Below are 20,086 nucleotides of genomic sequence, written 5' to 3' on the forward strand. Positions count from 1 at the left end.
ACTTTTGCACCCGTTACATAATAATCATTAAACAATATTGGAATGTACTTAACAACAGAAAAAAAGCAGGAAATTTTCGCAAAACACGGAAAATCTGCACAGGACACAGGAACTGCTGAAGGGCAAATTGCACTTTTCACTTTCAGAATCAACCACCTTTCTGCTCATTTAAAGAGCAATCACAAAGATTACAACACAGAAAGATCTTTGGTGAAACTGGTAGGTAAAAGAAAAAGTTTATTAGATTACCTTAAAAATAAGGATATCGCAAGATACAGAGCAATTATTGCTGAATTAGGTTTAAGAAAATAATCTACAAAGATTTTCACATAAAAAGCAATCTCGGAAGAGGTTGCTTTTTTGTTTTCGTAATCAGAAGTGATTTTCGGTGCAGAATATATGGAAATTATGGGATAGACAGGTAAGATTTTACAGACAAAAATTTAAAAAAATCATTATAATACATTATCTTTGCAAACGAAAATTTAGACGAAATATAATTAATTAAAGTACTCAATACGGAGTACAACACAAAACAATTTATGAGTGTACCTCAAGCAATTACAGAGCTGATTACTCTTGCAGACGGCAGAGAAATCACAATTGAAACAGGGAAATTAGCTAAGCAAGCTGACGGATCTGTAGTCGTAAAAATGGGCGGAACAATGCTTTTAGCAACTGTTGTAGCCAACAAAGAAGCCAATCCTGGTGTAGATTTTTTACCTTTAACAGTAGATTACAGAGAAAAATTCTATGCAGGCGGTAAAATCCCCGGAAACTTTTTCAGAAGAGAAGCAAGACCATCTGATCAGGAAATCCTTACGATGCGTTTGGTAGACAGAGTTTTGAGACCTTTGTTCCCTGAAGATTTCCATGCGGAAGTTCAGGTAATGATTTCATTAATTTCTTATGACGGAGAGTCGATTCCTGATGATTTAGCTGGTTTGGCGGCGTCTGCAGCGATTGCCATTACAGATATTCCTTTCAACGGACCGATGTCTGAAGTACGCGTGGTAAGAATTGACGGTGAGCTTTCTATTAATCCTAAATTCGAAGATCTTAAGAATTCTGATCTTGATATTATGGTGGGCGCTACTAAAGATTCTATCGTAATGGTGGAAGGTGAAATGAAAGAAATCTCTGAGCAGGAAATGCTGGAAGCAATCACTTTCGCTCACGCTGAAATTAAAAAACAAGTTGAAGCTCAGGAAAGATTAGCTGAAAAAGTAGGAAAATCATTCCCGAAAAGAGAATATTCTCACGAAACTCATGACGAGGAAATCCGTGAAAAAGTTTGGAAAGAAACTTACGATAAAGTATATGAAGTAGCGAAAACTCCTTCAGGCAAAGAAGAAAGAGGAGAAAAATTCAAGGCGATCCGTGAAGAATTCCTTGCTCAGTATGCAGAAGATGCAGAAGAGCTTGAAAGAGTAACTCCTTTCGTAAAAGTATATTACCACGATGTGGAAAAAGAAGCGATGCGTCAGATGATTTTGAATGATAAAATCCGTCTTGATGGTCGTGATCCTGAAACGATTCGTCCGATCTGGAGCGAAATCGATTATTTACCGGGAGCGCACGGTTCTGCAATTTTCACAAGAGGTGAAACGCAATCTTTAACGGCTGTAACTTTAGGTTCGGTAAAAGATGCGAACATGGTAGACAGCGTAATGGCAAACTATGACGAAAGATTCTTCTTACATTATAACTTCCCGCCGTTCTCAACGGGTGAAGCTAGACCTTTGAGAGGAACTTCAAGAAGAGAGGTTGGCCACGGAAACCTTGCTCAGAGAGCTTTGGCAAATATGATCCCTGAAGAAAATCCTTATACGATCCGTATCGTTTCTGATATTTTAGAATCAAACGGTTCTTCTTCAATGGCGACAGTTTGTGCCGGAACATTGGCATTGATGGATGCGGGTATTCAGATTACAAAACCAGTTTCTGGTATTGCAATGGGGTTGGTAACTGATGTAAAATCAGGGAAATTCACGGTACTTTCTGATATCTTAGGAGACGAAGATCATTTAGGTGATATGGACTTTAAGGTAACAGGAACTGCAGACGGAATCACAGCTTGTCAGATGGATATCAAAATCCAGGGATTATCAATGGATATTATGGAGAAAGCGCTTTTACAGGCTAAAGACGGAAGAATCCATATCTTAAATAAAATTACTGAAACAATTGCTGCTCCAAGAGAAGATGTGAAACCTCACGCTCCGAAAATGGTAATGATGGAAATTCCTAAAGATTTCATCGGTGCTGTAATCGGACCTGGTGGAAAAATCATTCAGCAAATGCAGAAGGATACAGATACTGTTATTGCAATTGAAGAAATTGGAGAAATCGGAAGAATCGAAATTTCCGGTGTCAGCAGAGAAAAAATCAACGAAGCGATTGCAAAAATCAATGAGATTACTTTTGTTCCTGTAGTAGGGGAAGTTTACAAAGGTAAGGTTGTGAAGGTAATGGATTTCGGTGCTTTCGTAGCGATTGCTAAAGGTACTGAAGGTCTTCTTCACATTTCTGAGATCGAATGGGCTCGTTTAGACAAAGTTCCTTATAACGAAGGGGATGAAGTGGAAGTGAAATTTATGGGTTATGATGACCGTAAGAAAATGAAGCTTTCCAGAAAAGTTTTGTTGCCAAGACCTCCAAGACCTGAGAAGAAAGAAGGTGAACAAAGAGGACCAAGACCGGAAGGACAGAACAACAGATCTGAAAGACCAAACAGACCGGAAGGACAGAGAAGACCGGAAGGTGAAAAACCTACGGGAGATAATAATCCTTCATCTGAAGCTTAAGATTATTCTGATATTAACAGATATGAAAACCACCGGATTTCCGGTGGTTTTTTTATGGGGTTTGTCGGTGGAGATAGGGAAAATGAGGTTTCAGATTGTGTTGTGATGATATCTGAGGGGCGAAATTGAACTCCTCCGGAGTTCTGTTGTTGTATGGATGGGTTTTTCTACACAGATATTGCTCCGTAGGAGCAGTTTAAGCAGGAGTTATATATTTGACTTTAAAATTTAAATTGAAGGAAAAAAGAATATTTTTTACAGTTGGAAGAATATAACTTTCAATTGATCGAACATAACTTTCAGGAGCAAGAATATTGTTTACAGTTGGGAGAATATAACTTTCAGGTGATCGAACATAACTTTAAGGAGTAAGAATATTGTTTACAGTTGGAAGAATATAAGTTTCAGTTGCTCTACTATAAATTTCAGAAGCAAGAATATTGTTTACAGTTGGAAGAATATAAGTTTCAGTTGATCGAACATAATTTTTAGCGATTAAAATATAAAAATTGAATATCCGTTAAACAACCTATTACTATGCACTGATATTAAAATCAATTATTTATAACAGGCACTTCGACAAGCTCAGTGTGACACCTCTAATACTAAACGCTTGATTTTTAGCGATGTCAAGCTGAGCCTGTCGAAGCTTTAGGTTAATAAACGGACAATCAAATATAAAAAATATCCTGACTGAATATTCGTCAGGATGTTTTTATTTTAGTTGTTAACTTTTACAAAAAGATTTTTGGTTTTAATCCTCTGTTCTTTAGAAGGATGTTATTCTGTTATCATCGAAAATTTAATTGCCGCTACATTGCTGTATTCGGGAGAGGTGGCTCCGTAAAGGCTTTTTACATATTTTTTTACGTTCTGGACGATGGGATAGAGTCCGGTTCCTTCTGCATACAGTATTCTGTTTCTTTCGATGAACTTGAGGTTAAGTTCTGCTTCGGTCTGGTCTACTGCCTGAGTGGTGGTTACCAATGATTGTTTGTAGGCATTAAGGGTTGATAGTTTCAGTTCTTCTTCCTCCGGTGTGTAGGAGGGGATGGTTTCGAGTAACTGTACAAGAATACCGAAGTTTTCAGCTTGCTGGGTGTAAGACTGTCGGGAAGAGGAAATGATTTTGGGTGCTTCTTTGCCTTCCTCCGATGTTGTGGCAGGTTTCTTTTTTGCCCCCTGTATGGTGCGGTTCAATGATTTTGCCTGATTTAAGGTTCCCAGTGATAACCCGAGAATTTCTAAACGGTTGGTAATTCGGGTACAGTTTGTTTTCAGGTTTTTGAATGCGTCCTGACGAAGAGCAATGGCATTTTTGTTGGCATTGCGTTTTTCCTCGACTTCCGTAAGTTTCGCATTGGCAGTAATGTACAGGTTCTGGAGACTATCGATGGTAAGCTCGGGAACCGGCGGATTGTAAAGGGGATAAACGGAAATCTGCTGAATTAATTTTTGCAGGTTCGCCACATTTTTGGCGTGCCCTATTTCTGATCTTGAAGACATAAATGTTTGTGTTTTTTTAAATTCTTTCAAATTTAAAATTTATTTTGAAATGGTCATTATTTTTTGGTAAATATTTTGTAGTCAGGATATTATGTTAAATTTTGGAATAGGAAACCCTCGCGGTGAGGCGAGGGAGATGTTTTAAAAGCAGAGCTTGTAAAATCTGTTTTTGAGTTTTAAATTATTATTGCACAAAGTCGGGAGACTTTGCAAAGCAGGAAAATTGGTTTTATACTGTAAATTCTGGAGAACAAATACTATAATGTATACATGTAATATATTATAAATTAAGCTATCAAAAAATAAGCAACCTTCATCTCCTCAGGTTGCTTGGTTTTTTCTTCCTTTACGGAATGCTGTCACGTACATGTGTGTGAATGAAAATGATTACTCACTTTAATTCTAGAATGAAATAATAAATTACTCCAAACTGGAGATCGGTATTGACAATATTTTTAAGAATAAACCTCTTGGCTTTTCTTGTATTCTAATTCTTTTGCTAAATTAAATCTTTCCCATTTAGTAAACCAATATTTTACATAACTTTTTTGAAAATCTAATATTTTATTTAATGTTCTAACACTTTCTATTACTTCTTTAAATGTTTTACTGTCTTTGTAAACTATAAAAATTTTTCTTTTATACTTAATTTCGAGATATGGACAAGCAATCAAATCTAGAATCAAATGAGTTAATTCTGAAGATTTATTGCGTTTTTCAATAGGAAAACTTTTTATATATTCTACAATATAACTTTTTAAGGCATTTTTGATTTTTTCAAATTTTGTAGAATGTCCTAAATAGAATAATATTACTACAATTGAAAAATAATTCAATCTGCAATCAGGAATTTTGTTTTTCTCTTGGTCAAAGCCAATAAATCTTTCTAAAAGAACTTCTGGAATTCTAAATTCTCTATCCAATTCCTTAATTACTGTTAAAAGATACAGCGTTTCAACCTGAGCATATTCTGAAATTAAATTTTTTTTGATTATAAAACTTGATTCATCTAGAATTTTTTTAAATACTCGCTGTCTGTTATTTGTTGATATTATAAATTTCTTCTTATCTGATTTATATTTTATTTTGTAAAAGGCTAATATTTTAGATAAAATATGACTTATTTTAATTGTTGAATTTACTCTTGGTGAAACTGAGTAAATAAAAAATATAAAATCTATAAAGCTAACTATATGAGATGTAAAGGATTCTTCTACTTTATCTAATTTATTAATAACATTCTTATCCTCTATTTCACCAGATTTAATTTTAATTTTATATTGAAAATATATACTCTCAAAGTTTACTAAATTCTTTTCGATGATCGTATTTAGAAGCGCTAAACTATAATTTAAAACATCTTTATAATCGACCTTTGATTCTTTAATCAAGATTTTATATTGCGTTATGAGATTATTAGCATTAAAGAAAAATGAAAACTTATGATTTAATACTTCAACTTGTTCTCTTTCTTCTATATTTGGGACTTTTTCTAAATCAATAATTGAAAATTTAGGATTCTCTGAAAAGAGCTGGTTAATTTTTTCTTTAGCAATAGTTATCTCCGTAATTATTGGTTTATAGTATTCTAAAGATTTAGAATTATTAATAGATAATTTATAAGATTTTAGTTCATGTTTAAAAATTTTAAAAATATCTTCCTTTAAAACTTCATCATCACAAAATAAAAAATAATCATCAACATATCGATACAGCTCGTAATCTATTTTATTTATAAGTCCGTGTTTAGATTTTATTATTTCCTCAACTGTTTTATCTATTTTTTGTAAAATAATTTCAGCAAATATTCTTGAAAATTCAGGTCCAATTAGAATCCCATTAGTTTCACCATAATTACAATATTGGACAAATTTATCAAAGACTCCAGAAAAATTATTTTTAGAGGAATCAATATTTTCTTTAACTGCTTCTAAACCAAGTACAGCCCAAGATATTGAATGTGAGTAAATACTGTCAAAACATCTTGCAATATCAAATTTAAAAAGAAAATTATATTTTTTTTCTGCTCGATGATATCTGTAATCTTCGTAAAATTTATAAACGTTTGTATATTTTTTATAGGAAAAAAAGGTTTTTAAATCCTCATATTCTTTGCCTTTTAATTCTAAAAAATCATTTTTATCACCTTTATTTAATTGGTGTAGCTTATCATTAAAAAAACTAAACCTCGCAACATCAACGGGTTTTCTAATACTAAAATCACTAATTGAACAGGAATACAATATTGATTCCTTAAAATCATCATAAAGTTTAACTAGCTTTACTTGATTAATTGGATGTATTAAGGCAAGCTCACGAAAATCTTTTTCTTTATGTGTAATGCGATAACAAAATGGGATTTTTCTAAATTTGTTATCGTTATCGGGTGATTGATAATCATGATGGAATATAATTTTTAGAATTTCTTTGAATGCATCTAAATCATTACCAGATAAATTGTTTTTAAACTCAATTTTATTACCTTGAACAAAAACGTTATACTCAACTAAAAAACGATAAAAATACCTATTTGAAAACGTTATCGGAACCTCATATGGATGAACGTCAGATAAAATTGCTCTTTCTTTTGGATATTGAATATATCTTTTTTTTCTACTCATCTTTCCAAATTGATTTAATTACTTCAAATTTATTTGTTACTCTTTTAAATTTACGATTATAGTAAATATGCTCTCTGGAGTTGAATTTGAATGAATGAAATATTCTTTGGTTAAACCCTTTTTCAAAACAAAATTTATTTTTAATCACGTCTATAAGATTGGCTTTACTGATTCCAATTTTAGGAGGAGGATTTAAATCATTTAGTAATCTTATCATTCGAAGATTTAATATTTTTAGACAATTGTATGTTTTTTTATTAAGTTCAAGCATACAATTTGAATGATATACTCCTGCTTTTATACTTTTTTTATTGTGATTTAGACGATAGTTGCAGGTTAAGAATTTAAGTCTATCAAAAAGCATTTTTCTAGCTCTTTTCTCGTTGTACTTAGAATCAATATTATATATTTCAATTGATTTTTTTATTCTATCTAAATATCGTTTTACTTTATTATCTGATAACTCAACTATAATTTCATGGTTTTGTTTTATTAAAAATTTATATCCAAGAAAATCTAATTTTTCGGGGTGAGGTAAAATTTTATCTAATAATACTATTTTGTGTGTTTTATCTTTTCTACCATCCAGATTATCGTTAATCTGTAGTTCGTTTTTATTTATAATTTCTTTTATCAGCTTTTTATAATCGTATTCTTGACTTTTTGTTTTAGGAGTAAAAACGGCGATTATATCATCGACGTACCGAGCATAGTAAATAATATCCGGTAAACATTTTATTTCATTATCAATTTCTCTCATGTATAGCTCGGAAAGATAAGCACTAACACCAAAACCTCTTGGAATACCTTTTTGCGGCTGCATTAGAGTTGTATCTTTTATTTTTTCAAATTCATAAAACATTCTTTTTAAAAGTTTTTTTGAAAGAGGCGATAATAAACTGTTATTTTCTAATTTTTCAAATAGTTTTTTCTGTGGAATTGATTCATAAAATTTAGTAATGTCAGTTCTAATGATTATTTTAGGAAAACCATCTGAAATTAAATTATAGATTTGTTTGATAATTGTATTTCTGTCTGACTGAATTACTTTGAAAGTTTTGTGCAAATTTTTTTGAAGTTGCTTGATTGCAAAGAAATGTGCACCATTTTTATTTGTGATATACATTTCATTTGATTTATCATATTTTATTTCAAAACAGAACGGAGTGTCTTCATTATTAATGATATCAGAATAATCTGAAAATAAATTATTTCTTATTTCTTCTTTTTCCTCATTTATTGTTTGAAGTCTTTCTGCAAAATCATTCAACTCATCTTGTGAAAGAGTTTTATTTGCTCTAGAATGCCTTAAATTAATTTTATCATTTAAGACAGCGTTGAATTCATCGTGTTTATCAAAATATTCTTGATTTAAGTGTCTTTTCTTTATTGTTCCTTTTCTATTTTCCTTTAAAAAGATAAGATTAAAATTCGAGCTTGAAAATGATTGGTCTAACATTAAATTTTTATAGTTTTCAAGATTTTTATAATTAGTTTTTTCAAATATATAATTTCTCCACAAAAAAATACTACGGAAAACCATAACAATTAATTATTATCAATGTATTTATTCTAAATGACTAGATTTTAAATTAATAATAAGATCATTTTAAAATAAATTACATAACATTGCAAAAAAATATTCCATGAAAATTTTCAAATTTATTTCAGTAGTTACTGCAATGGTATTCTTCGGGATTACTGTCAATGCACAAAAAAAGAAACCGGCAGCAGCTTCAAAATCAGGACCCATCGAAATGCCTGCAGGCACGGAAACGCAGTCGATCCCTAATGAAGAAAAATTCACAGATATGATTATGAAAATCAATGAAGCTGTTGTTTTTAAGTATGATAATAGTTATAAAAATGCAGATGTATACATTATGAAGAATGGTAAGGAAACATTGATGTACAAGGTAAAATCTAATGATACGGGTGTGGATAAAAAACTGAATGCGAGAGTCTATAATAAGAAAGTATACAGCGCTGACGGAAAACAACTTTTATTTACCTATGAGACGGAAACTGCTGTGAGCAGTTTAATAAAGTTCATCTTCAATTTCCCGGAAAAGAAATCTCTTATCCTTGATTTTTCAAATATATATGAACATGATGCGTACACCATGGGTAAATCTGAAACTTTTGAAAAGTATCCTGTTTTTTATTATTATTCGTTTTATACGAATGCGAAAAAATGATTTACGTCCCATAAAGTTACTGTTCCGGAAATCAGGAAATCTTCCATAGAAAGAGAAGAATTTGTATAGGATTTTATGAAGAAATGGGATATAACCAAAGCATTTTTGAGCTTGGAAGTACAGCGCGGATTGTAAATCCGCGCTATCAGGTGTTTTTGTTGATATTACAGGCACGGATTACAAATCCGGGTTTCGCGCTATCGGATTGTAAATCCGCGCTATCGAGAATTAGGAAGTTGACAATATCGTATAATCTTCTATTTCCCAATAATTATCATGCAATTTTAGTTTAAATACAGCATTTCTACCGTAATAATCTTTTTTTATATGATGGTCAACAAAAACTAATGCTCTTTTTTTAGAAGGATCAAATACAATCTCTGAAAAATATACTACTCCTATCTCACACTCATTTGTATGTTTATCATACTCTGCCAGATCCAGTACTTTTGCGGTACACAAATTAAATTGATTTGCTTTTATAGAACTTCGTGTACTTAATTTTTTAATAATATCTGTATTATTGGAAAATTCTTTTAAAAGCTCCTTCCTACTTTTTATATAATTTATAGGAGCTTCGGGATGACCTGTAATAAAATTTTTACTACCTGTAACAAAATCTGTATTTTTATTTTTAGTAGAATCTATATACAAATTGCAATATTTTTCAGGATGATTAAAAATTTCGTTGTGGGCTTTTGTCTTCTCTTCGATATATAAATCCTCATTATGAACTCTTAAACTATCAAAATATTTTTTTTTACCTAAATAATCTTCTCTAAAAAAATAAGGTATCAACTGATCTGTTAAATCATTATATAGTTTTACATTAGTATCGGTAGATTGGCTTACACATTTTTTCATTTCCTCCTTACAATTCGTAAGTAATAAAGAGGATAATAAAATCATAACTATTTTAGTTTTAAAATTCATATTGTTTAGGGATTTTGGGTTAATAACATCTATTGATGACGTAGCCATACAACATCATTCTTTTTTCTCTTATACAATAATTTAAAGAAGAAACTACGATATCTTTATAAACTTTTCTTGTAAAAATATCTATCAAATCTACTACTGTACAGGTAATAAAATACGGTTTTTCCCGATCTTTTATAATATAGCCTTCTTTCATTTAGTATTGTTTTAATTTTTGCTCAAAATAGGGAGACTATCAGAAACGGGATAAATTTAAAAAAAATGTTTGGGTTTGATATTGCTCAAAGTCGTGAAACTTTGCGCAGCGCGGTTTGGGAGTACAGCACGGATTTCAAATCCGCGCTATCGAAAGGTTTTCAATAAACTGTAACAGAGAAGACTTTATTTGGCAATCAGACTTTTACATAATACAGGGATTTTCCCAGCTTATCTTCAAGATGCCTTATATAATCATCCTCTGTTAATCCAATGTTGTATTTTTCCCAAGGGGCAGTTAAAGTCTCAGTTTTTTTAAGATATGTGTTTATCAATTCCAATATTGACTTCCTGTTCAATGGTTCTCCCTGATAGTTTGTTAACCTTTCAGATTCTTCATGGTTATTGATTGTATTGTATACCATCAATAATTGATTCTTAAAGTTATTTTCGCCAAATAAAATAATCGAATTTTCCAGTGTGGTATTTAACCAATGTGGAAAATGAAAAACAGGAGTATACACTGTATAGGGTTCTCCCCATTCGAATTTCTTTTCTTCAATGTTGCATTGGGGTACTGTGCTGTCGTCTATATAATTCATATTATTTCTGCTCTCGAAAAGTATTTGTATTTAAGAATAGATTTCAAGCGGCTTCAGGGTGATTTTATCGATTTCAACGGATTCTATTTTTTCCAGGTGGATTAAAAATTCCATCCAGCTAAGAATATGCTCTTCTTTAAGCGAATAAACATTTAATTTCCAGATTCCCGCTGGTAATTCTATCAATGGCAATTCATATTTAAAGTATTCTTCTTTGGTTACATCTCTGCTTCCGTTTAAAATGTTTTTAAGGAATAATGAACTATCGATATGGGCTTCTAAATCACCTTTATGATTATGGCACATTTGGGTAAAATCTGCATGAGAAACAGCGCGGATTTCATCTCCGGGCTCTGCTTTTAAGTAATTGTAAGAATCGTGAAATTCCCATCTACTGCTGTCTATTTCTTCTTTATTAAAAACAAAATCGACCTGTTCTACTGCTTCATCGGTAGTAATGATATGGATGATTCCTTGTTTTAATAATTCTGATAATCCATCGGGATAATCGTAGTTGAATTCTTTATCCGAGTAATAGTTTTTACACCTGGTTATATTAGCAAAAATGAGTACGCCTTCTGTATTTAATCCTTCGAGAATCATGGTCTGTTTGTTTAAAAATTATAGTGAGAACTTTAAATGGGCAGATTTCCTGAATTTATTATGCAGATTTTCTACGGGGTAAAGTTTTACATCCTGAGCAAATTAAGTATAATTATGATATTTCGCAAACTTGTTTTTTACACAGAAGCGGTATTCGAAATAAGCCCGGCGTTCCGTAGGAACGCTATCTTTAAAAAATTGCCGCATTAAATATACCAATCCTACGGATTGATTGCCGGATTTATTTTTATTTCTACACAGATTCTGCTCCTAAAGGAGCAGCTTTTTTATTATTTTAAACCATTTAATCATTAAAAAGGTTTATCTGTCTCTAAATTCCTGTGGAACACCGGATAATTCTGCCAAATCTATTTCTAAGCGGGTATTTCCCTCATCTGCTTCAGCTCCTGCGGTGAATGCTCCATATACTTTATTTAAAACCAGCCTTGCAATTCCATCAGTAACCGCAATGATGGGGTTATCATTGTTAAAAGTAGGGTGTAAATGGAATTTAACAAACCCGGTAAGAGGATTTGCCGGATTTGTACTGCATACTTCAAGGGTTACTTTATATAATGCAGGATTTTCTGAAGGTTCTATTTTTGCCGTAATTTTTCTTTCATTACATTCAGATTTTCCACCCCATTTTGATTTTTGAGGGTCATCCGGATCATTCGTAGCAATATTGTTTACTTCTGCTTTTACTTCATCAAACTTTTCAGAGATTGTTTTTCCGCCGCCTAAATCGGTCATTTTTTGCTGTGTATCATTAATGACTTCAGCCATTGCATTGACTTTTTTATCTAAATCATCTTCTACTTTTTTTACCATACCAATAAAATGAAGTCTTGTCCATAGATAAACGGATAAAAAGCCAATAATAAGAAAATACAATATTACAGCGATGGCTATTTTTTCACCAGACTCTTTGTTCTGAAATATTATCGAAAAATATTTTCCCACCCGCGCTAAAAATTCAGGAATATTATTCAATTGAGTTAAGCCCACTCCGACAATAATCTTTGTAAGCCAGTCACTGATCTGAACAAGATTATCATTTTGCGTAACTGAAGGTTTTCTGTCATGATTATTTGTATCTGAGTTTAAAATTTTTGGTACTCCAAATAAAAATCCTGAAAGCCCCCCAATTCCAAAACTGGCTCCTCCAATAAAGATGCATGCTCCTGTAAGTTCCAGATAAGCCATTATTCCTCCTTTCATATTCAAGGTGTTTAAGCCGATAAGAAAGCAGATTACTATTCCGACAATAATGGAAAAGAGTAAGAAATCCCAAATGCTTTTAAGATCTCTGTTTTTTTGTTTTAATGTTAATTCTGACATGGTATAGATTTTCTTATACGAAATTCTTACATATTCCAGAATTAATCCATTACTATTTTGTGTTATTTTTTGTTGGAATCTTCGGATTACTTTTTCATTAGGCTTCATTTAAAATTCAATCTCTAAAATAAATTGAAATTCAGCGAATTGAAATCCCAAATATTTGTTTGGTATGCTTATTTTTCGTATATTTGTTAACTTATTAAAAGAAATCTCTGTCTTTACTTTCTGTGATCGTTTAGAATATTTTATTTACTTCCGTTTCAATTTATGCCTTTTTAAGGGCATTCACATTAATAAAAGCACTCAGAAACCCTTTAATAACAGGTTCGGAATTTGGTGGATACCATCATTGAAAAGGGCGATTTCCCTGATTTTTCCGAAGCTTAAAATAACTGTAAAATAAAAATTCAATAAAATATATGGCAGATTCTTTCTCTAAAAAAGAAAATTTCAAGAAAAAACAGCAAAAACTAAAAGAAAAAGCAATGCGCCGTGAAGAGCGTAAGGAAAACAATGATAAAGGGAAAAGCCTGAACGAAATGTTCATGTATGTAGATGCGAACGGACAACTTACTTCTACACCACCGGATCAGGCTGAAAGAGAGGAAATTGATATCAACAATATCCAGTTGGGAGCAGCTCCTATTGAGGCTGAAGAAACTGTAAAAACAGGAATTGTAACTTTTTTAAGCGAAAAAGGATACGGTTTCATCACGGAAGATAAGACTAAAGAAAATATTTTCTTCCACAACAACAACTGCATTGACCAGATTAAGAAAGGAAATAAAGTTTCTTTCGAAAAGGAAAAATCTCCGAAAGGTTTTTCTGCAATGGAGATCAGATTGGTAAAATAAATATCAGATAATAGATAAAATAAAGCTTCAGAAATGAAGCTTTATTTTTTTTTATAGAGTTCCTCGCGGATCTGAACTAATATTTTTGTGGTTTTTTCCAGATCCGGAACATCGGGTAGAGTAGAAGCAGCATGATAATGTTCAATAGAAGCAATAAGGTCTTCCGCTTTTTTTAATACTTCTTCATACGACCGGTTTCCGGCTTTGATGTCAAGTAATTCTTCGCGGTTTTCCACGCGGATATTCAGAGAATTGTTTTTAAAAATCTGTTCGCACGACTGTAATAAACGAATCGTGTGCATCATGTTTTTGCTGTCGTAATTCTGTCCGTGATTCTGATTGACGTTGTAGCGGTCTTCATTGCGTTCGGAAACCCACTTCCAGTATTCGCGGTAATCTTTGCAGTAGGTAGAATAGGCATCTAGGTTGTAGAAAAGATAGGCAAGTGGATGCTGTCCTTTGGGAACGGAGGAAACAGAGACCTGATTTGCTTCTAGGTTCTGGATGATTCCTTTGTATCTGAAATCGCCGGACTGATCGTAAAACAGGGCAAACATTCCTTTGGTATTGTCGATGCTTACCAAGCCGCATTTTTCCTGCTGTAAACCATTCTTATTTTCGGGGGAAGAGGATTCCCGCAGCCATTTTTTCAACGGAACGGAGCCCTGATCCTGCAAAATATAACAGAAATCGAGGATGGATTTTTTCTCTTTATCCATCGGATTGAGAATCTTTTTGTTGAGTCCTTTTGCTTTTTTAATCTGGGAAACGGCATATCCTGCAAAGGTGTCTTTGCAGAGTCTGGAAAGGAAATCTTCGGGTTTCAGGAGATCCATTAAGGGATGTTTCTGTAAGATGCAGTCTTCCGGACTGGCGATAATTTCGAGGATGTTGGGATTGTTTTTCTGTAACAGTTCGATAAGTCTTCCGATTTCATAGTAGGTGATGTCGTTGGTTTCGTTGGAAATCTGGGGAATATAATTTAACCCGAAAAATTCTTCTTTCGGTAAATAATACACGCCGCGAATGTCTGTATCAGAATTTTCTGTTGCCAATCCGAAAGAACGGCTTCCGGAGATGGCTTCGAAAAGGATGAGGTTTTTGTTTTTAAGGTCCTGGATGGTCATTTAATTATCCTTTAAAAAGTTTAAATATTTCATAATTTATTTTTTTTACTTTGTTTATGAAATATGTTTTACGTTTGCCTTTTGAGAAAATTACTTTTGAATAAAAACGTCCATCAATAATCATGTATTCGTCATCTTTTATAGGAATTGAAGTGAAAACACATTCAAGTTTATCATTTAATTCATTGAAACATTTATTAATAAATGATAAATCTATTTTTTCAGAAATAAATTTTTTTTCTAATAAAGAGAATGTGTTTTGTGCTTTATCCAAAAGAGATTGCAATGCGTTTGAATTTTCTGATTCGTGAAATTCGTTAAAATATTTATCAGTAATGTATTTAATAAATTCCGGATGATAGAAAGTTTTATACTCTTTAAAGTTCCTAATAGCTAAATAAATTGGATCTTGGGAATCGTCTTTTAAATTGGCACACCGAACTTTAATAGATTCAGGAATTTCAATTCCATATTTAATCTTTAAATGTTCAACATGTTTTAGAAACTCATTTTCTTCTTTGTAGGTGACTTTCACTTCACCTCTTGCGATGTTTTCAGTAACACTGACGTAATGCGGATTTTGTCCTTTCTGCCATATTCCATCTCTAAAGATTATGGTGAAATATTTATACTCAGCTCTATTTTTAGCATTGAAGCTGATATCCAATGTGTCTTTTTCCTTTGGAAGATATTCGAAATCAAAAATATTACCTTCATTAAGTTTTGATATTATGTTTTGTGCGGAGATTGTATTACTAAAATCTTCTACGGGTTTTACAAAGCTTGCGAAAAAGAATGGATTTTTTTCCTTGTAGCCAACGTATCTATTCAAAGACCAAATGTATATATTTTTTATTTCAAAAATATCTCCTTCAGTACAAGTGCAGAATTGTAATTCAGTATTCGGGGTACACATAATTTAATCTAAAAAATAGGGTGAAAAATCAATTCCCTGAAAACAGCCTGCCATTGGTAAAACGTTATCGCCGTTCATGGTGACTTCATATTCTTCGCAGGTGAGCTGTGAAACTTTCTGATACCAGCTTTTCTGGTATTCTTTCTGAATGTTGTCCAGTTTAATTAAACAATGCAGTCCGCCATTGGTTTTGATAAAGGTAAGACAGTCGGGGTTTAAGCAGTCTGCAATGTCTTCTCTGAATTTATCAATGGCTTGTTGATGGTTTTCTATGCGGAAATCAATATCGAGATCAAAGAATATTTTTCGTGAAGTGGTGGTCTGAATAAGATTTAAAGCCAATGTGTGGGGATTGATAGCGTTATCTTTCCGGATGAGTTTTTCCGAAATTTCTTTCATTAAAAACAATGAAGCATTGTGAAGATCGCGCGGGTTGGGAGTGATGTAAATCGCGAGGTTATCCTGAGAAACTTCGGTATTTCCGGATTCGTACAAGCCTGCCGGAATTTCGAGCTGCCTGATTTTATGAAGCAGTCTTTCTTTGGTTGAGGTAAATCTTTTTAACTGTGCTTTATCTGCTTTCAGTCCTGTTTCGGGGTTGTATTTTTTTCTTGCGAGAAGGGCAACGTAATATTGTTCATTGGGCAATAGTTCAGGAAGCCAGTCTATGAATTGCTGTAATTTTTCTTCGTTGTGTATGATTTTGTAGTTCATTGGTTTTTAATTTTGTTTTTGAAATTCAATAACCTTATCAATCCATTCCAAAATAGTTTTTTCCAGTGCTTTTAAATTTTCAAGTTCGTAATTTTTTTTGTCTGAATGTGATAATATACCTGCTTTATGTAATTTTTCTTTAATTTTAAAGATAAAATGTGTTTGTGGAAGATCTAATATTGCACCGCCACCATAATAGCCAAATGTATGATTTTCATGAACTGTTTTTAGTTATTGAAATAAAATTTTTAGCGGAATTTGTCCTTGATTAACAAAATCTAGGTTTCTTCCAGAGCTTTTAGAAAATTCATTTGAACAAATATGCAAATAATAATCAAAATCTTCATCAATTAGTAAATGAACACTTCTTACTCTCAGGTCTCCTCTTAAACCATCACTTTTACTAAAATAGAAAATATAATTACTTTGAGAAAAGTCTTCATCATTGATGTAAACAGGTAAGCGATATTTTCTTTTTCTGTAACCCTTTTCATCTTTCACTGAATTTCTAAAGGAGAAAAATAATACTTCATAAGATATTTTAGAAACTATAAAATCGTCTTTTTTGTTTAATCCTTTTGCATAGACAAAGGTTTCATTTTCCCAAGAGTAATTTTTTGTTTTAAGGTTCCATTTGTTTTTACTAAAAATAAATTCAATCCAATAATAACCGGAAAACTGTTCTGTTTTTAGAATAAAAACATCCCTAAACTGTGGCGTGTAATTTATGCTTTTGAAAAAATTTCCTCCTGTAAATTCATTGTATAAGTCGGTTGTGTTTTGTGAAATTTCATTAAAATTTTTGACATCCTCAAATATTTTTTTCCAGGGAAATTGCATACCAATAATTGTGGACTCTCCATCTTTAAAATTCGGTAAATAACGCTTTATTGCCCAATTAAAATTAGCTTCCTGATGGGTTTGGCTGATGGTGATAATATTTTCTTTTTCCATGGTTGTTGTTTTTAAAATTCATTCAAAAATACTCTATAATCTTCTCGAATCATCAATTCCTTTTCCACAAACAATTCATTTCTTACACAATCCACCGTTTCCTGAGTTACAGGATTGTAGCCTTGTTTGTTAATTTCCCTGTTAAAAATTCCGACACCGCGTTTTTGCCAGGACGGAAGATCGTTGTAATTGATTCCGTACTGAAAAAGCAGTTCATTTTTATCGGATTGTGACATTCTTTCAATTCTTTCGGTGGTTTGTCTGGCGTTGAATCCGTTGTTTCTCAACGTCCAGTAACAGTAAGCGGAAAGGGAATTTCTGTGGGAATCTTCCTGTCTCCAGCAAAAATAATCCGCGATCATTTCACGATTCGGAATGGAAATCGTTCTGCAGTCGAAAACACAGATTTCCTGAAACTGCAGACTGAAAAAAGCACTTGCTTCTCCTGCGAGAACAGAATTGATCTTCCTTACTTTTCGGCTGAAAGTCTGGTCGTCTTTATGGATCAGCAGAGAAATTTCATCACTCTGCGTGTAACCGTACAACACTCTAAACCCGATGGTAAAAAGGTGTTTCGTCGTATCGATCATTGCCTGACTGAATTTCGAATCAAAAGGTTTTTCCAGCGACAGTTTTTCTTTGGTAAGTCTGGTAAATCCTCTTCCGTCGAGTCTCACGATCATAAAGTTTTCCGGCAGAATATACTGTTCCGAAAGGCTTTCGTTTTTTCGCATGGCCGCTTCAATTTCTTCAAATTTCATAATTGCTGATTTCAAATTTGTTCTCCCTTATTTTCACATGGAATATTTTGTCAAAACCTTCTTCAATGGAAGGCTTTTCGAGGTCTTTGTATTTTGCTTTTATTCCGATCTCGCTGATGGAGTCTTTTCTGTATTTATTCCGTTCCATACAATCCTGAATGTTGCTTTCAAAATAATATGCAATAATTTCATATTTGTTCTGTCGGGCAAGTTCAATGTATTTTCTTCTGCTTTCTTTAGTAACATTCGTGTTATCAATCACCATTTTGGACTGTGTTTCAAAACAGTACTGAAGCAGTTTTCCTTCTTTGTTTCGGGTATTCAGCAAATCCATGCTGATCCTGATGTGCGAATTGAAAAAAAGCTCCTTGTAGAAGGAACTTTTTCCGCTTGCGGGAATCCCGATGAATATGATGATCTGCATTTTTAATTCTTTATACAGCTTTTCACAATCACCTCCAAAGCTTTTTCCGCATCACAATTATACAACCCCGAACACCAAGCCGGATTGGCTTCAATTAAAGCCCAGCCTTTTCCTTTGATGATCCCGAAATCCAGAACAATCGCTTTGGGAAGCGTTTCACCGTATTGCTGAATGAAATTTTTGAAAAAATCAAAAAGCTGTTTCTGTTCGTTTTCAGAAAGCGGATTGGTGTCAAAAACATCATTTCTCCAATAAGAAGAATGGGTTATTATTTGATTATTTAAGACAAAACATCTTACTTCCAGTTCCCATTCTACGACTTCGGAAGTGAAAACCCTGCTTTCCAGATCCAATGTATCAAAACCTTTGATGTTGGTGACGTTGTCAAAAACTCCGGCTTTAAAACTTTTAAAATCCGAACATTTGATGAAAATATTTTCTTCATGCACGAAATCTTTCAGCTTTCCGTAAGAGATTTTCCTTTGGGTAAATTCCTCCGAAACTTTTGAAAGCCAGTCGTCATCTGGTTTTGTCAACGTAAGACTGCATTGTTCCGCCACAATTTCAGCATAAATATCTTCACCATACACCGCAATCACGTCTGCACGAAATTCTTCGGGAACATTCCATTTTGCATTAAACCGGCTCAACTCGTAGGGTGAATTGAGGGATGCTTTTTTCAGATTGTTGCTGTCTTCCGTGTACATAGGAGAGAGCGCGATGAGGTTTTTCATGGCATTATTTTTATTTCTAATGTATTAATATTTCTCTAAAAACCTTCTCCATTTCGTTTTTATCCGAGTTTCCTCCTTTCAGGCTCTTTGCCCTTTCTTCATTATTCAGTATGGTTTTTTCTAAAAATCCGAAGAGTTCCCAGTCATTCGGATGATGGTAAGATTCTCCTTTGGTGGCTTTTAAAGCGATTAAATTTTCTATTTTCGTTCTTGTAAAATCATCCACTAAGACCAGCAATTCACTAAACAAAACAGGCGGAACCGTCCCTTTTTCTAATATCCATTTTCCGGTTAATGTGGTTCGTAAGCAGTAAAAGTAAGATTTAAGTTTTACCTCATCAAGTCTGCATGCTTCGAGATATTTTTTGCTCATGCTTGAATAGTGATAAAATACGGCTATCGGAGAAAAGCATTTGTCCGCCAAAGGCTTGAACAGATCGTGAAATTTCTCATTTTTCACATAAACGACAGGAGAGTAGAACCAGCTCAGCAAAGCCGCATTTGACTTCAACAATAAATGGAACGTTTTTCTTAGATCCCATCCGGAACCGTCCAGATCGTCTTCCGTCATAAATTCTATGGTTTCGTCTTTATCCCACGGCGAAAGATACCAGTCTTTTTCGTGTCGGTATATGAAGCGTATATCGTAATCGCTGTCCGGAGACGCAAATCCCCACGCGCGGCTTCCGGATTCTACGGCAAGCAGTATTTCTACACCGCGTTTTTCTTCGACTTCTTTTAGTTTTTCTATTATTTTTGGTGTCATGATTTTTAAATTTGATACAAA

General features: G+C 33.0%; 19 protein-coding genes. 4 read left to right on the plus strand and 15 right to left on the minus strand.

Translation table 11 applies throughout. The annotated features are described in order from the left end of the window. The first annotated feature begins 42 nt into the window (after positions 1-42). Together rpsO and H6W53_RS05415 are read left to right on the plus strand one after the other, a co-directional pair. Positions 43-312 carry a 30S ribosomal protein S15 gene (gene rpsO, locus H6W53_RS05410; protein WP_076395421.1) on the plus strand — a complete coding sequence of 90 codons (270 nt, stop codon included), beginning with the start codon at positions 43-45 and terminating at the stop codon, positions 310-312. 230 nt (positions 313-542) lie between these two features. Beyond that, positions 543-2,807, plus strand: a complete 2,265-nt coding sequence (locus H6W53_RS05415) for a polyribonucleotide nucleotidyltransferase (protein ID WP_185205128.1) — start codon at positions 543-545, stop codon at positions 2,805-2,807. 780 nt (positions 2,808-3,587) lie between these two features. Here the strand turns inward: H6W53_RS05415 and H6W53_RS05420 are convergent. The 3 genes from H6W53_RS05420 to drt3a form a co-directional block, all read right to left on the minus strand. Next, positions 3,588-4,313 (minus strand): hypothetical protein, encoded by a 726-nt coding sequence (locus H6W53_RS05420; protein WP_185205129.1) that lies wholly within the window; start codon positions 4,311-4,313, stop codon positions 3,588-3,590. Between the two features lie 455 nt (positions 4,314-4,768). Next, positions 4,769-6,934, minus strand: coding sequence for an antiviral reverse transcriptase Drt3b (gene drt3b, locus H6W53_RS05425; RefSeq protein ID WP_185205130.1), 2,166 nt, complete (start codon positions 6,932-6,934; stop codon positions 4,769-4,771). Beyond that, entirely contained in the window at positions 6,927-8,393 is a 1,467-nt protein-coding gene (drt3a, locus tag H6W53_RS05430) for an antiviral reverse transcriptase Drt3a (RefSeq protein ID WP_185205131.1), read from the minus strand. The genes drt3b and drt3a overlap by 8 nt, the downstream gene beginning before the upstream one ends. 187 nt (positions 8,394-8,580) lie before the next feature. On the opposite strand from drt3a, the gene H6W53_RS05435 reads away from it, so the two are divergent. Then, positions 8,581-9,132: a hypothetical protein gene (locus H6W53_RS05435; RefSeq protein ID WP_185205132.1), complete on the plus strand. Its 552-nt coding sequence runs from the start codon at positions 8,581-8,583 to the stop codon at positions 9,130-9,132. Between the two features lie 228 nt (positions 9,133-9,360). Here the strand turns inward: H6W53_RS05435 and H6W53_RS05440 are convergent, their stop codons facing one another. The 4 genes from H6W53_RS05440 to H6W53_RS05455 form a co-directional block, all read right to left on the minus strand. Continuing rightward, positions 9,361-10,113, minus strand: coding sequence for a hypothetical protein (locus tag H6W53_RS05440; protein ID WP_185205133.1), 753 nt, complete (start codon positions 10,111-10,113; stop codon positions 9,361-9,363). A 350-nt stretch (positions 10,114-10,463) separates the two neighbouring features. Further along, the gene (locus H6W53_RS05445) at positions 10,464-10,868 is read right to left on the minus strand and encodes a hypothetical protein (RefSeq protein ID WP_185205134.1); all 405 of its coding nucleotides are present in this window, start codon (positions 10,866-10,868) and stop codon (positions 10,464-10,466) included. 30 nt (positions 10,869-10,898) lie between these two features. Beyond that, positions 10,899-11,471, minus strand: coding sequence for a hypothetical protein (locus H6W53_RS05450; protein WP_185205135.1), 573 nt, complete (start codon positions 11,469-11,471; stop codon positions 10,899-10,901). 321 nt (positions 11,472-11,792) lie between these two features. After that, complete coding sequence (locus H6W53_RS05455; RefSeq protein ID WP_185205136.1) at positions 11,793-12,812, minus strand: pYEATS domain-containing protein; 1,020 nt, start codon at positions 12,810-12,812, stop codon at positions 11,793-11,795. 422 nt (positions 12,813-13,234) lie between these two features. Here H6W53_RS05455 and H6W53_RS05460 point away from each other — a divergent pair, with 422 nt between their 5' ends. Then, the gene (locus H6W53_RS05460) at positions 13,235-13,669 is read left to right on the plus strand and encodes a cold shock domain-containing protein (RefSeq protein WP_076395443.1); all 435 of its coding nucleotides are present in this window, start codon (positions 13,235-13,237) and stop codon (positions 13,667-13,669) included. A gap of 41 nt (positions 13,670-13,710) precedes the next feature. On the opposite strand, the gene H6W53_RS05465 is transcribed toward H6W53_RS05460, so the two are convergent. The 8 genes from H6W53_RS05465 to H6W53_RS05500 form a co-directional block, all read right to left on the minus strand. Next, complete coding sequence (locus tag H6W53_RS05465) at positions 13,711-14,796, minus strand: DNA polymerase beta superfamily protein (RefSeq protein WP_185205137.1); 1,086 nt, start codon at positions 14,794-14,796, stop codon at positions 13,711-13,713. A 4-nt stretch (positions 14,797-14,800) separates the two neighbouring features. Further along, the gene (locus tag H6W53_RS05470; protein ID WP_185205138.1) at positions 14,801-15,628 is read right to left on the minus strand and encodes a hypothetical protein; all 828 of its coding nucleotides are present in this window, start codon (positions 15,626-15,628) and stop codon (positions 14,801-14,803) included. A gap of 87 nt (positions 15,629-15,715) precedes the next feature. Then, the gene (locus H6W53_RS05475; RefSeq protein ID WP_185205139.1) at positions 15,716-16,426 is read right to left on the minus strand and encodes a hypothetical protein; all 711 of its coding nucleotides are present in this window, start codon (positions 16,424-16,426) and stop codon (positions 15,716-15,718) included. 231 nt (positions 16,427-16,657) lie between these two features. Next, positions 16,658-17,380, minus strand: coding sequence for a hypothetical protein (locus H6W53_RS05480; RefSeq protein ID WP_185205140.1), 723 nt, complete (start codon positions 17,378-17,380; stop codon positions 16,658-16,660). Positions 17,381-17,391: 11 nt separating this feature from the next. Further along, on the minus strand, positions 17,392-18,141 hold the full coding sequence (locus tag H6W53_RS05485) for a tRNA(His) guanylyltransferase Thg1 family protein (RefSeq protein WP_185205141.1): 750 nt from the start codon (positions 18,139-18,141) through the stop codon (positions 17,392-17,394). Next, positions 18,131-18,565: an AAA family ATPase gene (locus tag H6W53_RS05490; protein ID WP_185205142.1), complete on the minus strand. Its 435-nt coding sequence runs from the start codon at positions 18,563-18,565 to the stop codon at positions 18,131-18,133. The genes H6W53_RS05485 and H6W53_RS05490 overlap by 11 nt, the downstream gene beginning before the upstream one ends. Positions 18,566-18,567: 2 nt before the next feature. Further along, on the minus strand, positions 18,568-19,299 hold the full coding sequence (locus H6W53_RS05495; RefSeq protein ID WP_185205143.1) for an ATP-grasp domain-containing protein: 732 nt from the start codon (positions 19,297-19,299) through the stop codon (positions 18,568-18,570). A 16-nt stretch (positions 19,300-19,315) separates the two neighbouring features. Next, positions 19,316-20,065 carry a DNA polymerase beta superfamily protein gene (locus tag H6W53_RS05500; protein ID WP_185205144.1) on the minus strand — a complete coding sequence of 250 codons (750 nt, stop codon included), beginning with the start codon at positions 20,063-20,065 and terminating at the stop codon, positions 19,316-19,318. Positions 20,066-20,086: the final 21 nt, after the last annotated feature.

Origin of the sequence: Chryseobacterium sp. C3, assembly GCF_014218905.1 — a bacterium.
Lineage (GTDB): Bacteria > Bacteroidota > Bacteroidia > Flavobacteriales > Weeksellaceae > Chryseobacterium > Chryseobacterium mucoviscidosis.

What these genes read in the sequence shown, in the direction of transcription:
- H6W53_RS05440 (WP_185205133.1), bottom strand. Translation starts at nt 10,113, where the DNA reads ATGGCTACGTCATCAATAGATGTTATTAACCCAAAATCCCTAAACAAT.
- H6W53_RS05450 (WP_185205135.1), bottom strand. Translation starts at nt 11,471, where the DNA reads ATGATTCTCGAAGGATTAAATACAGAAGGCGTACTCATTTTTGCTAAT.
- H6W53_RS05490 (WP_185205142.1), bottom strand. Translation starts at nt 18,565, where the DNA reads ATGCAGATCATCATATTCATCGGGATTCCCGCAAGCGGAAAAAGTTCC.
- H6W53_RS05480 (WP_185205140.1), bottom strand. Translation starts at nt 17,380, where the DNA reads ATGGAAAAAGAAAATATTATCACCATCAGCCAAACCCATCAGGAAGCT.
- H6W53_RS05465 (WP_185205137.1), bottom strand. Translation starts at nt 14,796, where the DNA reads ATGACCATCCAGGACCTTAAAAACAAAAACCTCATCCTTTTCGAAGCC.
- H6W53_RS05415 (WP_185205128.1), top strand. Translation starts at nt 543, where the DNA reads ATGAGTGTACCTCAAGCAATTACAGAGCTGATTACTCTTGCAGACGGC.
- H6W53_RS05435 (WP_185205132.1), top strand. Translation starts at nt 8,581, where the DNA reads ATGAAAATTTTCAAATTTATTTCAGTAGTTACTGCAATGGTATTCTTC.
- drt3b (WP_185205130.1), bottom strand. Translation starts at nt 6,934, where the DNA reads ATGAGTAGAAAAAAAAGATATATTCAATATCCAAAAGAAAGAGCAATT.
- H6W53_RS05420 (WP_185205129.1), bottom strand. Translation starts at nt 4,313, where the DNA reads ATGTCTTCAAGATCAGAAATAGGGCACGCCAAAAATGTGGCGAACCTG.
- H6W53_RS05455 (WP_185205136.1), bottom strand. Translation starts at nt 12,812, where the DNA reads ATGTCAGAATTAACATTAAAACAAAAAAACAGAGATCTTAAAAGCATT.
- rpsO (WP_076395421.1), top strand. Translation starts at nt 43, where the DNA reads ATGTACTTAACAACAGAAAAAAAGCAGGAAATTTTCGCAAAACACGGA.
- H6W53_RS05475 (WP_185205139.1), bottom strand. Translation starts at nt 16,426, where the DNA reads ATGAACTACAAAATCATACACAACGAAGAAAAATTACAGCAATTCATA.
- H6W53_RS05460 (WP_076395443.1), top strand. Translation starts at nt 13,235, where the DNA reads ATGGCAGATTCTTTCTCTAAAAAAGAAAATTTCAAGAAAAAACAGCAA.
- H6W53_RS05495 (WP_185205143.1), bottom strand. Translation starts at nt 19,299, where the DNA reads ATGAAAAACCTCATCGCGCTCTCTCCTATGTACACGGAAGACAGCAAC.
- drt3a (WP_185205131.1), bottom strand. Translation starts at nt 8,393, where the DNA reads ATGTTAGACCAATCATTTTCAAGCTCGAATTTTAATCTTATCTTTTTA.
- H6W53_RS05485 (WP_185205141.1), bottom strand. Translation starts at nt 18,141, where the DNA reads ATGAAATTTGAAGAAATTGAAGCGGCCATGCGAAAAAACGAAAGCCTT.
- H6W53_RS05500 (WP_185205144.1), bottom strand. Translation starts at nt 20,065, where the DNA reads ATGACACCAAAAATAATAGAAAAACTAAAAGAAGTCGAAGAAAAACGC.
- H6W53_RS05445 (WP_185205134.1), bottom strand. Translation starts at nt 10,868, where the DNA reads ATGAATTATATAGACGACAGCACAGTACCCCAATGCAACATTGAAGAA.